This window comes from Photorhabdus kayaii, from assembly GCF_025384895.1.
Classification (GTDB): domain Bacteria; phylum Pseudomonadota; class Gammaproteobacteria; order Enterobacterales; family Enterobacteriaceae; genus Photorhabdus; species Photorhabdus kayaii.
In genome coordinates, this window is record NZ_JAJAFZ010000018.1 from 57,361 (window position 1) to 70,222 (window position 12,862).

At 42.1% G+C, this 12,862-nt stretch carries 10 protein-coding genes and 6 tRNA genes; 4 read left to right on the forward strand and 12 right to left on the reverse strand.

Going from position 1 to position 12,862, the window contains the following annotated elements; translation table 11 throughout:
• The first annotated feature begins 11 nt into the window (after positions 1-11).
• Positions 12-1,193, forward strand: a complete 1,182-nt coding sequence (gene ubiF, locus LGZ98_RS09245) for a 3-demethoxyubiquinol 3-hydroxylase (protein ID WP_262977997.1) — start codon at positions 12-14, stop codon at positions 1,191-1,193.
• 86 nt (positions 1,194-1,279) lie between these two features.
• Here the strand turns inward: ubiF and LGZ98_RS09250 are convergent, their stop codons facing one another.
• The 11 genes from LGZ98_RS09250 to nagE form a co-directional block, all read right to left on the reverse strand.
• Complete coding sequence (locus tag LGZ98_RS09250) at positions 1,280-1,525, reverse strand: hypothetical protein (protein WP_158536470.1); 246 nt, start codon at positions 1,523-1,525, stop codon at positions 1,280-1,282.
• Positions 1,526-1,556: 31 nt separating this feature from the next.
• Positions 1,557-1,631 (reverse strand) — tRNA-Gln (locus tag LGZ98_RS09255).
• Between the two features lie 5 nt (positions 1,632-1,636).
• Positions 1,637-1,713, reverse strand: a tRNA-Met gene (locus LGZ98_RS09260).
• Between the two features lie 54 nt (positions 1,714-1,767).
• Positions 1,768-1,842 (reverse strand) — tRNA-Gln (locus LGZ98_RS09265).
• 52 nt (positions 1,843-1,894) lie between these two features.
• Positions 1,895-1,969: transfer RNA gene (locus tag LGZ98_RS09270), tRNA-Gln, on the reverse strand.
• 28 nt (positions 1,970-1,997) lie between these two features.
• A tRNA-Leu gene (locus tag LGZ98_RS09275) sits at positions 1,998-2,082 on the reverse strand.
• A gap of 6 nt (positions 2,083-2,088) precedes the next feature.
• Positions 2,089-2,165 (reverse strand) — tRNA-Met (locus tag LGZ98_RS09280).
• Positions 2,166-2,316: 151 nt separating this feature from the next.
• Positions 2,317-3,540 carry a DNA-binding transcriptional regulator NagC gene (gene nagC, locus LGZ98_RS09285; protein WP_113040929.1) on the reverse strand — a complete coding sequence of 408 codons (1,224 nt, stop codon included), beginning with the start codon at positions 3,538-3,540 and terminating at the stop codon, positions 2,317-2,319.
• A gap of 15 nt (positions 3,541-3,555) precedes the next feature.
• Entirely contained in the window at positions 3,556-4,716 is a 1,161-nt protein-coding gene (nagA, locus tag LGZ98_RS09290) for an N-acetylglucosamine-6-phosphate deacetylase (protein ID WP_113040930.1), read from the reverse strand.
• Between the two features lie 84 nt (positions 4,717-4,800).
• Positions 4,801-5,613 (reverse strand): glucosamine-6-phosphate deaminase, encoded by an 813-nt coding sequence (gene nagB / locus LGZ98_RS09295; protein ID WP_113040931.1) that lies wholly within the window; start codon positions 5,611-5,613, stop codon positions 4,801-4,803.
• Positions 5,614-5,890: 277 nt separating this feature from the next.
• Positions 5,891-7,420, reverse strand: a complete 1,530-nt coding sequence (gene nagE, locus LGZ98_RS09300; protein ID WP_228900394.1) for an N-acetylglucosamine-specific PTS transporter subunit IIBC — start codon at positions 7,418-7,420, stop codon at positions 5,891-5,893.
• Between the two features lie 675 nt (positions 7,421-8,095).
• Here nagE and LGZ98_RS09305 point away from each other — a divergent pair.
• Together LGZ98_RS09305 and glnS are read left to right on the forward strand one after the other, a co-directional pair.
• A complete protein-coding gene (locus tag LGZ98_RS09305; RefSeq protein ID WP_262405098.1) occupies positions 8,096-8,221 on the forward strand; it encodes a hypothetical protein in 126 nt (41 codons plus the stop codon).
• A 99-nt stretch (positions 8,222-8,320) separates the two neighbouring features.
• Positions 8,321-9,988 carry a glutamine--tRNA ligase gene (gene glnS / locus LGZ98_RS09310; RefSeq protein WP_228900396.1) on the forward strand — a complete coding sequence of 556 codons (1,668 nt, stop codon included), beginning with the start codon at positions 8,321-8,323 and terminating at the stop codon, positions 9,986-9,988.
• 198 nt (positions 9,989-10,186) lie between these two features.
• On the opposite strand, the gene LGZ98_RS09315 is transcribed toward glnS, so the two are convergent.
• Complete coding sequence (locus LGZ98_RS09315) at positions 10,187-11,080, reverse strand: LysR family transcriptional regulator (RefSeq protein ID WP_113040934.1); 894 nt, start codon at positions 11,078-11,080, stop codon at positions 10,187-10,189.
• A 569-nt stretch (positions 11,081-11,649) separates the two neighbouring features.
• On the opposite strand from LGZ98_RS09315, the gene LGZ98_RS09320 reads away from it, so the two are divergent.
• The gene (locus tag LGZ98_RS09320) at positions 11,650-12,414 is read left to right on the forward strand and encodes an iron-containing redox enzyme family protein (RefSeq protein WP_158536471.1); all 765 of its coding nucleotides are present in this window, start codon (positions 11,650-11,652) and stop codon (positions 12,412-12,414) included.
• Positions 12,415-12,862: the final 448 nt, after the last annotated feature.

Here is a 12,862-nt window from a genome sequence, read left to right on the forward strand (position 1 = left end):
GCATGGCTGATATGAATAATTCACAACAGATTTTTGATGTAGTGGTGGTCGGTGCTGGCATGATCGGCGCTGCAACAGCATTGGGGTTGGCACAGGAAGGTTGGAAAGTCGCTTTATTGGATCATCAACCACCACAATCTTATGATACACAGAGTCAGCCAGATGTACGCGTATCAGCAATCAGTTGTGCTTCTGTCGATTTGTTCAAACAACTTGGCGCATGGGATGCGGTATTACAGATGCGCAGTGCGCCGTATCGTAGATTAGAGACCTGGGAACAGAATGATTCTAATTTGGTGTTTGATGCACAAAGTTTAGGGCTGCCTGAGTTGGGCTATATGGTTGAAAACCGTATCTTGCAACTGGCTCTGTGGCAGCAGTTTGAAAAATATCCCAATTTGACTTTGCTATGCCCGGCAGTATTGCAATCAATGCAGTGGCAGAAAGTAGGGTGGTTAGTGACTCTGGTTGATGGAATGAAAATGTTTGCACGTTTGATTGTTGGGGCTGATGGTGCTCGTTCTCAGGTTCGGCAAATGGCAGGAATTGGCAGTCGTGGCTGGCAGTACAGACAGTCTTGTATGTTGATCACGGTAAAAACAGAACAGCCACAGCAGGATATGACTTGGCAGCAGTTTTTTCCTTCTGGCCCGAGAGCGTTTCTTCCACTGTTTGATCAATGGGCTTCGCTGGTGTGGTATGACAAACCGGCACGTATACGACAATTACAGACAATGTCAATGGCTCAACTTGAACAGGAGATTTTCCAGGCATTTCCTGTACGGTTAGGTAAAGTGACTCCCGTTGCCGCTGGTTCATTTCCTTTGACTCGTCATCATGCTAACCGTTATGTGCGTGAAGGATTAGTATTGTTGGGGGATGCAGCTCATACCATTAATCCACTGGCCGGGCAAGGAGTAAATCTTGGTTATCGGGATGTGAATACTCTGCTTGATGTTTTGGTGAAAGCGAGAGAATTAACAGAACAGTGGGATTCATTGGAAGTATTGAAGCGTTATCAGCGCCGTAGAATGCCGGATAACCTAATGATGCAAGCTGGAATGGATCTATTTTACACCGTGTTCAGTAATGAATTACCAGGGCTGAAAGTTGCTCGTAATCTGGCGCTGATGGCAGCTCAACGGGCTAGCGTAATAAAAAAAGCGGTGCTTAAGTATGCGTTGGGATTGTAGCGTATATACCCGTCATCTTTCAAGTTGCCTCTTTGTTGGCTGCACTCGCTCACCCCGGTCACATAGTTACCTATGCTCCCGGGGATTCACTCCCTTGCCGTCGCGATCCATCTTGAAATCCATAGGGTATAGAACTGGTAGTGAAGATTACAAGCACGTCGTAAGTTTATATTATGGCGTGGACGGTTTGCTTTTTTATATGCAGCAATTAACAAGCAAGCAAGAAAAGATAGGGGGCTGGAAAGCAAAAAAACCACCTCTTGGCGGCCTTCTACATCAAAATATATTCTACCTGTATATTCTTTTTCTATTCTTTCTGTATATTTTTTCAATCTGTTACTTTACGTAACACATTGATAAATATGGCTGGGGTACCAGGATTCGAACCTGGGAATGCCGGAATCAGAATCCGGTGCCTTACCGCTTGGCGATACCCCAATAAATGGTGGCTACGACGGGAATCGAACCTGTGACCCCAGCATTATGAGTGCTGTGCTCTAACCAGCTGAGCTACGTAGCCTTTTTTGATGTGAGAAAATTTATTAAAAAACACCAGTGAACGACATCCAGTCAATGGCTGGGGTACCAGGATTCGAACCTGGGTATGCCAGGATCAAAACCTGGTGCCTTACCGCTTGGCGATACCCCAACTGAAAGTGGTCACTGTGCAACATGTTGTCAGAATTGTGCTATCAGAATTATGGCTGGGGTACCAGGATTCGAACCTGGGTATGCCAGGATCAAAACCTGGTGCCTTACCGCTTGGCGATACCCCATCTGAGTAACGACAACTCGATGAATGAATGGTGCGGGAGGCGAGACTTGAACTCGCACACCTTGCGGCGCCAGAACCTAAATCTGGTGCGTCTACCAATTTCGCCACTCCCGCAAAAGATGGTGGCTACGACGGGAATCGAACCTGTGACCCCAGCATTATGAGTGCTGTGCTCTAACCAGCTGAGCTACGTAGCCATCTTTTTTGCATTACCTTCATCGGCGTTGCGGGGCGCATTATGCGTATATCAGCTAAATGCGTCAACTGCTTTTTTCTCGAAATCTGTTTAAAGTCGCTTGTTTGTTTGGCATATAAGCATTTTGATGGCAAAATCAACAAAAAATAACATTACCCTTCGAGTAAGTGTTGTAACAGAACGCCATTAAGCATAGCACGTTTAGTCAGAGCGAAGGCGCCAATAGCAGAACAGTGGACTAATTCAGAAATAACGATCGGCAGATCTTGACGAAATTCTTTCAGGACCTGAGAGTTGATACAACTTTGAATAGCGGGTAAGAGTACTTTCTGAGCTTCAGTAATTTCTCCCGCCAGAACAACTTTCTGTGGATTAAATAAATTAATCGCGATAGAGATAGTTTTGCCGAGGTAATGGCCGACACTTTTTATTACTTCAGATGCTAATGGATCATTTTGATTAGCGGCTTGGCAGATAGCTCTGATATTGCAGTTATTCAATGTTAGCTGGCTTGGAAAACCTTGCTTTAATTGATGTTGAACTCGCGCTTCTATCGCTGAGTTAGCGGCGATAGTTTCCAGGCAGCCAAAATTGCCACAGTGACAGCGTTCACCGAGTGGATCAATTTGAATATGACCAATTTCACCTAAGTTTCCTCTATTATTGAGAAGTATCTGGCTATTGATAATCACCCCGGCACCGGTACCCCGATGGATACGTACCAGTATTGAGTCTTCACAATCACGGGTGGCGCCGAAATAGTGTTCAGCCAATGCCAAGCTGCGGATATCATGACCAACAAAACAGCTAATGTTGAAATGTTTTTTCAGGTTATCGACCAGAGTCCAGTTGGTTACTTTGATATGAGGCATATAACGGACGATGCCGGTATCTGGGTCAACTAATCCGGGCAGGATAACTGAAATGGCGATCAGTTCGCAGATTCTGTGTTGATTTTGCTGGATAAAATTTTCTATTGCGTTGATGAGCTGGTTTTCAACTTTTTGCTGAGTCGCTTCAGGCAGTGGATAATGTTCTTCAACCAATGCCTTGCCACTCATATCATAAAGAGCAAGAGTAGCATCATGGCGGCCAAGGCGGACACCAACAGTATGGAAGTGGCGATTTTCTGTAACGATGGAAATGGCGCGGCGGCCTCCGGTAGAGGCTTGTTGATCGACTTCTTTAATCAAGCCGCGTTCAAGTAACTGACGAGTAATTTTAGTCACACTAGCTGGCGCAAGTTGACTTTGTTCAGCAATTTGAATGCGAGAGATTGGCCCTTGTTGATCAATCAGCCGATATACCACGGCTCCGTTAAGTTGCTTTACAAGGTCAATATTACCAATTTGTTTTTGTGTGTTGTTATAACTCATCAGCTATTTAGTCCGTCAAAGTTCAGTTTCTTTTCCGTTAACGATGGTCTTGCGAATTTCAAAGTCGTGACTGAAAACAATGAGGTTAGCGATTTTCCCGGTTTCAACAGTGCCAAGATATTTATCAACACCAATTGCGCGGGCAGGGTAAAGAGTTGCCATCCTCAGTGCTTCATCCAGTGCAATACCAACATGTTCAACGCTATTTTTAACGGCATCTATCATAGTGAGAGAGGAGCCACTTAGAACGCCGTTTTGGTCAACACATAATCCGTTGCGATAGTATATGACCTTACCTGCAAAGGTGAAATGTTCCATTTTACTGATGGCAGGATCAAGTCCTGCTGGGACCGTCGCATCCGTTACCAAAATTAATTTATCATTTTTCAAACGTTTAGTATTACGAATATTTGGCCATGAAACGTGCAAACCATCAGCGATGATTCCAGCATAGATTTCAGGTGTATCAAAGATAGCGCCAATCAAGCCGGGTTGGCGTCCCGAAATAGCAGGCATGGCATTATAAAGGTGGGTTGAGATAGTAATTCCGTTTTGGAATCCCTGTCGGGCCTCTTCATAACTGGCATTTGAATGACCGGCAGAAACAACAATACCGGCTTCTACCAACTGCTGAATATATTTTTGCTCAACCATTTCCGGTGCGAGGGTCAACTTAGTGATGACATCAGCGTTATCGCACAGGAAATTTATCATTTCAGATGTAGGCTTACGGATAAGCTCTGGATTATGAGTGCCTTTCTTTGCTGGATTGAGATAAGGTCCTTCCAGATGCAAACCTAAGGCCTGATGCTGATTATGTTTAAGATAGGTGCGCATTACCTCAACAGAGGCTATCATCAATTCGTCTGTGCTGGTAATCAGAGTTGGCAAATAGCTGGTGCAGCCAGAGCGTTCATTGGTTCTTTGCATGATATCCAGTGTTTTTTCTGAAATGTTTTCCAACTGATCGTTGAACTGAACACCACCACAACCATTAACTTGCAAATCAATAAAGCCGGGGCAAAGTATTGCACCATTCATATCGCGTGTGACAATATCTTTTGGTAAATTTTGTATTGAGCAAACACTGTTGATTAAGTCGTCTGCAATTATAACGGCATGCTCATCTAGTCTGTTGTGACCGGTATATATAATGCAGTTGGTTAAAGCATACATCTTAGCCTCCTATGGGATCGGGAGATGATGATTGAAGATAATGACGGTAATCAGCCTGAGAGAGGCATCAGGCTGCGTAGATTCTTATTTTTTGCTGGCGAATTCGTTGATAATATCTGCTTCCAGTTGATGGAAGTATTTGACTGTTTTTACCTTCAATTCCATTGTTGCCGGTTCGTCACAGACAATGATGGATTTAGGATGCATTTGCAGACAGCTTATTGTCCACATATGGTTAACATTGCCTTCAATTGCCGCCTGAATGGCTTGGGCCTTATTTAGACCCGTTGCAAGGATCATAATTTCTTCTGCATCCATTAACGTGCCTACACCTACGGTCAGGGCATATTTAGGCACCTGATTAATATCATTATCGAAGAAGCGGGAGTTAGCCGTGCGGGTTTCTACGGTAAGTGTTTTAATGCGTGTACGGGAAGTCAGGGATGATGCGGGTTCATTGAAAGCAATATGACCGTCATTACCGACTCCCCCCATAAATAGATGAATCTGACCGTAAGATTTAATTTTGTCTTCATAACGTTGACATTCTGTTTCGACATCAGAAGCATTACCATTGAGCAGGTTGATATTTTCCTTTGGAATATCAATATGATCAAGGAAATTTTGGTGCATAAAATGGTGATAGCTTTGTGGATGATTTTCGGCGATACCGACATATTCATCCATATTGAATGTCACGACATGTCTAAAGCTGACTTTCCCTGCTTTATGCAGAGCAATTAATTCGTTATAAGTTGCCAGTGGTGTACTGCCGGTTGGCAACCCCAAAATAAAAGGGTGCTCGGCGGTGGGGTTAAATGCATTGATTTTGCTAACGATATAGTGTGCGGACCATTTACCAACGTCACTTGCATTCGTTAGGGGGATCAGCCTCATAATTGCCTCTTAAAACAAGAAATTATAGCAGTTGGATAAATTAGTTGATTAACTAATCTTTTTATCGCGTGAATATTAAATCATTTTTATAAGCAGAGATATGCTGTACTTCAAAGATATTTTTCATCTTAAAATAAGATGCGAAAAATAGCCAGAAAATTAATAGGATAAATGATGGATTTTACTGTTTTTGTCACTTATTAAGTCATCTTATTTTTGCAAGAAAAATAAAAGGGAACGAGAGATGAGTTCCCTTTTAAGTTCGAGGTGTTTTTAACTACGATCTTTTATTTGGTGACCTTTTGTCTGGTCTATCTGAGGGTAGCTGAGTACGTATCTGCCCGGCAATATTTTCTGCCTGGGGTCCCAATACCACTTGAACACTCTGTTTACCTATTTTCAGGACGCCTTTTGCACCTAATTGTTTTAACCGGTGTTCATCCAATTGTGTGTTGTCTTCAACGGTCAAGCGAAGACGGGTAATACAGGCATCTACGGTATGAATATTTTGTGCACCACCAAGAGCGGTAATGTAATGTTGAATTGTTTCGTTGTCTTGGGAGGCGGAAGTCGCTTGGGTTGTTTCTCCAATTTCGCGGCCTGGTGTACGTAAGTTGAAAATACGAATCATGAGGGTGAAGCAAACAAAATACAGCACAAAGAACAAGGCGATTAATGGGATTAACAACCACGGCTTGGTTGCCAGACCCCAGCTCAATACAAGGTCAATTAATCCGGCAGAGAATCCAAAGCCATGCAGAATACCCAATGAATTGACGATAATCATGCTAACACCAGCCAATATTGCATGTAGAACATATAAAGCTGGAGCCAAGAATAGGAATGAGAATTCTATTGGTTCAGTTATACCGGTTAAGAATGTTGTCAAAGCGACGGATAATAGCATCCCGCCGATCTGAGGACGACGTTCCTTTGGTGCTGCAAGATACATTGCCAGCGCAGCACCGGGCAAACCGCCCATAAAGATGGGATAAGCCCAGGCCATATAGATTCCGGCATGTGGATCACCGGCGAAGAAACGGTTCAAGTCGCCGCGGCTCATATCGGTGGCTATTTGGGTAATGGTAGAGCCATCAATACCTGGAACTGCTGCGCCGACGGTCAGAGAACGGACAACATCCGGAGCCAGGCAGATATTATGTACAGAACTGGCTAAGTCATAAGTAATTTTCAGACAGTCACCCAGACTAAACCAGAAAACAGAATGCAGGATATAGTGCAAACCAAATGGAATGAGAGAGCGGTTAAGCACACCATAAGTAAACCATCCGGCCATGCCGCTCTTTGATACTAAAAGGCTGAAAGTATCAATACCGTGCTGGACATATGGCCATACATAGCCACATATCCATGCAATGAACAGACAAATAATGCCGGTCATGATAGGGACTAATCGCTTACCGGCGAAGAAAGCAAGAAACTCTGGCAGACGTGTATTTGAAAAACGGTTATAACAATGACCGGCAACAATACCTGCGATAATACCTGCGAAAAAAGACATATTGATAGTCGAGTCTATGACTGACGTGGCTTTAGTGAGTACTAAAAAACCGACGACACCTGCCAGCGCGGCAGCGCCAGCATTATCTTTTGCTAAGCCTATTGCGATACCTAATGCAAATAACAGAGGGAGGTTTTCAAAGATACCACCGCCAGCGCTGGCGATGAAAGGAATATTAAATACGTCGGGTTGACCGAAACGTAGCAAAAGCGCCGCTACGGGAAGCGTGGCAATGGGAAGCATTAATGCTTTTCCCAATCGCTGCAAGTAATTGAATATACCCATAATGCTTACCTTAGTTGTAGGAAGTTTTATTGAAAAAATAGCTCGCTATTAACAACAGCAATACAACTTATTTTTAGTCGAAAAATAATAAAAAGCTACACATAAGTGAGTAATTGTGATCACTGTAGCGATATTGTTTAAAATTGCATAAATTGAGTCATCTGTAGTAAACGGGTTCAAATTTTTAACTGAATTAACTTAATGATTTAATTACGGGAAGATGTTGCCAGGAATTTTGTAAATGGGCGTTTGTATGTGCCCATTGATTTGGTGAATAGTTGAAGTGTTATGATAGACACTCAGAAACGGGGTTTTTGTTTGCCATATAACTTATTGAAACTTCTTCCCAAGCTTTGCCCATACTATCTTCAAAACATGCTTTTGAAATTAAAGAGCTTATATATTGTAACTGCTGATTAATAGTGAATAGGTTTTTTTCGTATATTGAAATCCATAGGATATAGTGCCAATTATTTATTCTTTAAAATTGGATGATTGTTATTCAGTAATATCTGTTATGATTGAATGAAATATAGGTTAAAAACTGTTTCACTGGTTATTTCATTATCATAACTTATTCAATCCTCCTTTGTTTTCACGGATAATTATACCCTATGGATTTCAAGATGCATCGCGGCGGCAAGGGAGCGAATCCCCGGGAGCATAGATAACTATGTGACCGGGGTGAGTGAGTGCAGCCAACAAAGAGGCAACTTGAAAGATGACGGGTATATAATAAAGCGAGCTGTATTGTTGACATGTGCTACTGTTGAGTGTCTTTTCGCTCCAATTTTGTACTGAATCGCCATTTTACACGAACAAACGGTTGTTTCTCGGCACTGCTTGTTGGATTATATGCGGTTACGTGACGCGTTTTTGGCATTATTGAGGTATAAAACAATGAGTGAGGCAGACGCCCGCCCGACAAACTTTATTCGTCAGATAATTGACGAAGATTTGGCAACTGGTAAACATACATCGGTACATACTCGTTTCCCGCCTGAACCCAATGGTTATCTGCATATTGGTCATGCAAAATCTATCTGTTTGAACTTCGGTGTTGCAAAGGACTATCAGGGGCAGTGTAATCTGCGTTTTGATGATACCAACCCAGTTAAGGAAGATGTTGAATACGTCGATTCTATTAAAAATGATGTTCAGTGGTTAGGTTTTGAGTGGAGTGGCGATATTCGCTACTCTTCTAATTATTTCGATACGCTGTATCAGTATGCTATTGAATTGATCAACAAAGGTCTGGCTTATGTTGATGAATTGAGCCCGGAAGAGATCCGTGAATATCGTGGCACGTTAAAAGAACCGGGTAAAAATAGCCCATATCGTGACCGCAATATTGAAGAAAACTTGGTGTTGTTCGAAAAAATGCGTGCCGGTGAATTTGACGAAGGTAAAGCTTGTCTGCGTGCTAAAATTGATATGGCATCCCCTTTTATTGTGATGCGTGATCCGGTTTTGTACCGGATTAAATTTGCAGAACATCATCAGTGTGGTAACAAATGGTGCATCTACCCAATGTACGATTTTACTCACTGTATTTCTGATGCGCTTGAAGGTATTACACATTCGCTGTGTACGCTGGAGTTTCAGGATAACCGCCGCCTGTACGACTGGGTGCTGGAAAACATCACCATTGATTGTCGTCCACGCCAATATGAATTCTCGCGCTTGAACCTTGAATATACGGTTATGTCTAAGCGTAAGCTGAATCTGCTGGTGGCAGATAAGATTGTTGAAGGTTGGGATGACCCCCGCATGCCAACGATCTCAGGCTTGCGTCGTCGTGGTTATACTGCCGCGTCTATTCGTGAATTCTGTCGTCGTATTGGTGTCACCAAGCAGGATAATAATGTGGAAATGGCAGCATTGGAATCTTGTATCCGTGATGATCTGAACGAAAATGCTCCTCGCGCAATGGCTGTTCTTGATCCGGTTAGATTAGTGATCGAAAACATGCCAGAAGGGGAGCAGATTTTGAGTATGCCTAATCATCCGAACAAACCGGAGATGGGTAGCCGTGAAGTGCCATTTAGTCGTGAGATCTATATTGACCGAGCAGATTTTCGTGAAGAAGCGAACCGTCAATATAAGCGTCTGGTATTGGGTAAAGAAGTTCGTCTGCGTAACGCTTATATCATTAAAGCGGAGCGCGTTGAGAAAGATGCTGATGATAATATCACGACAATCTATTGCAGCTACGATGATCAAACGTTGAATAAAGATCCAGCGGATGGTAGGAAAGTGAAAGGTGTCATTCATTGGGTCAGTGCGGTTCATGCGGTTGCTGCTGAATTCCGTCTGTATGATCGTCTGTTCTGCGTACCGAATCCCGGTGCGGAGGATGATTTTCTGGCGACAATTAATCCAGAGTCACTGGTGATCCGTCAGGGCTTTGTTGAGCCAAGTTTAGCTGATGCTAAATCAGAACAAACTTATCAGTTTGAGCGTGAAGGTTATTTCTGTGCTGATAGTTGTCATTCCAGTGCAGAAAATTTGGTATTTAACCGTACCGTTGGCCTGCGTGATACCTGGGCAAAAATTTCTCAGGATTAATTGAGATAATGAACTGTACCTCACAAGTTGGACACTTAATCCAGCATTGAGGTGCAGTTTTTTATGGCTAAATTTGTCATTACTAGAGAAGATTGAGTCATGGATAAATGAGGTGTCAGAATTACAGAATAAAGTTAAGAGATTAATTATGTCATTTATATTTAATTACCTAATATAATCAATTTGTTGATAAATATTTTATTTCTCTTTTGGGAATAAATTATCTGCCATGAAATCGACAAAAGCTCTGACTTTAGGTAATACCCAACGGTTAGATGGCCAGAGAACACGGAAGGTGCTTGAAGTACCCGCCCACTTATCCAAGATTGTTAACAATGTACCGTTAGCTAATGCTTGTTTAACGGTAAAATCAGGCAAACAGGCTATGCCGTGGCCTTGAATCGCCATGTGTAGCAGTGTTTCGACATGATTGCTGGTTATCTTTGCTTGAAGATGTATGTCTATTTCGGATCTTCCTAAGCACAGCGGCCATTTCTCTAAAAGGCCGGTAGTGGGAAAACGATGTATCAAGCAGGCGTGGTGTAGTAACTCTCCGGGGTGTGATGGCTTACCATGTTGAGCAAAGTAGCTTGGAGCACCAACATAGACGAAATGGCTGGACCCTATACGTTTATTCATCAGTCGTGAATCGTTGAGTTCTCCAGTGCGAACCACGGCGTCGAAGCCTTCATCGATAACATCAACTAATCGATCACTAAAATCCAGCTCCAGTTCTATCTGTGGGTAACAAGTCGCAAAAGCAGATAATACGGGTAACATCAGGTTACTGAGCAATGGCAAACTCACTCGCAGGCGGCCTTGAGGGGCAGAGATAGAGCTTAATAGCTCATTTTCCGCAGTGGAAATCTCGTCCAAGATGCGTTTGCAGCGCTCAAGGAACAGTGTGCCTTCAGCCGTCAAACTGACACTACGAGTGCTGCGCTGGAGCAGACGTACACCTAATTTTTCTTCTAATCGGGATATGCTTTTGCTAACGGACGAAGGAGAGAGTCCGAGTTGCCTGGCTGCGGTTGCGAAGCTACGAGCTTCGGCGACATGAATGAAGATTATGAATCCACTCAAATTATTCACTTGGGCCTCCTGGGTTTTTTTAGGTTGCGATTGGTGACAAGAAAGTCACTTCAGAAGTGATTGTAGGTCTATTTATCCACTATTAGCGAATCTGTAGTATGAAATAGAATTTATCTTGCTTTAGCTGCTATATAGCGGAAAGCCACACAGATTCAAGGCTGAAAATTCAAATGGCCATGAAAACCAAAATAGACATAGGATCGAGTGTAAATAAAATTTCACTTGTCCTGACTGCTTGTCTTATTGCTGCGTTTATCCCTTTGAATACAGTACATAATGGAAGCACAGTAGAATTGAGTTGGGTCATTAACTTACCTACGGCTTTACAGATCAATCTCTGTTAATAGATTGATAGGGTTGCATAAACATAGAACTAATATTTTTGGCTTGAGAAGCTTGTATATACCCAATGGATTTCAAGATGCATCGCGACGGCAAGGGAGCGAATCCCCGGGAGCATAGATAACCATGTGACTGGGGTGAGTGAGTGCAGCCAACAAAGAGGCAATTTGAAAGATGACGGGTATATCATCTATTCCATCGGTTGAATGTTACTAAAAGGGTTTATTATGGAACTCACTATCAATACTCAAAACGAGCTTAAAGAAGAAACCGGTTACTTTTTATCTCCACTATGGGAAGACGTTTTCTCTAAGGTGTTATTGGAGGAACTCAATTCGAATGTATTTTTGGTCGCTTGCCGCTCTGGTCAGGCGGACCAGAATTTATTAAGAAAGTTTATGATCCAGCACCATTACTATTCACAATATTTCACCCGTTATTTGTGTTCATTGATGGGAGGTTTAGCAGATCAAAAAGATTTTATTCTGCTTTCTCATAATCTGTTGGAAGAGCTAACAGGAACCGATGCAGCAAAGATATCTCATGCAGAGTTATATAAAAAAGCGATGGCGGCTATTAACGCTGTTCCTAAAAGTGACCCGATTCTTAACAGTACTCAACAACTGATTGATGCCATGTTTCGCCACTGCCGCAGTGATGATTCTCTAAGAGGGCTTGCGGCACTGTGTTTAGGTGCTGAAGCGATCGTACCTTTGGTTTATGGCCCAATTTTAGATGCCTTGCAATTAATAAAGGCACCTAATGATGCATTACATTTCTTTAGAATCCATGTTGAAGAGGATGAAGATCATGCGATTGCGATGAGAAAAATTATTGATCGAATGATTGAAGAGAAACCTTACCGAAGGGGGGATGTTATTGCGGTTGGTGAAGAAATGGTGCGTTTTCGCATTGGGATGCTTAATGAACTATATCAAAACAATATCAGGATAAACATAGACGTAACGATGCTTTTATCCGAGTGTGATTGAGATACTTTGTGTGCATAATGACATGTACAGTAAAGGTACTTGATATAGTTTCTGGTGATGAAATATCTGCATAAAGTGTTGGTGGGTATATTTTTGGCAAAATAAGCAATACCAATGATCGTAATCATATATAATGGAATAATTATTGGATTGAACTCGTATGATGTCAAAAATAAAAAAACGAAATTAGTAATTATTGATTCTATTGAATGGAAAGTTAAATTTAGATGTAAATATTGTTGGACAATAAATTATTCAGCTAATATTGGAAAAGGTCGAGAATAAATACTATATTAGAGAATATGTCGTTGTTGTGAATAGTTTCGGTCAAATTTCCTCGATGGCAATAGGTAAAGTTTTGAAACTTAAGTAAGTGATATTTCTCCTAAAATTCTCGATAAATATGAAAGAAATAAAGAATTTCCTGATAGGATTTTAAAAATTGCTA

Excerpts from the sequence above, each read along its gene's own strand:
- nagE (WP_228900394.1), bottom strand. The coding sequence starts at position 7,420 with ATGGGTATATTCAATTACTTGCAGCGATTGGGAAAAGCATTAATGCTT.
- nagA (WP_113040930.1), bottom strand. The coding sequence starts at position 4,716 with ATGTATGCTTTAACCAACTGCATTATATATACCGGTCACAACAGACTA.
- nagC (WP_113040929.1), bottom strand. The coding sequence starts at position 3,540 with ATGAGTTATAACAACACACAAAAACAAATTGGTAATATTGACCTTGTA.
- LGZ98_RS09320 (WP_158536471.1), top strand. The coding sequence starts at position 11,650 with ATGGAACTCACTATCAATACTCAAAACGAGCTTAAAGAAGAAACCGGT.
- ubiF (WP_262977997.1), top strand. The coding sequence starts at position 12 with ATGAATAATTCACAACAGATTTTTGATGTAGTGGTGGTCGGTGCTGGC.
- glnS (WP_228900396.1), top strand. The coding sequence starts at position 8,321 with ATGAGTGAGGCAGACGCCCGCCCGACAAACTTTATTCGTCAGATAATT.
- nagB (WP_113040931.1), bottom strand. The coding sequence starts at position 5,613 with ATGAGGCTGATCCCCCTAACGAATGCAAGTGACGTTGGTAAATGGTCC.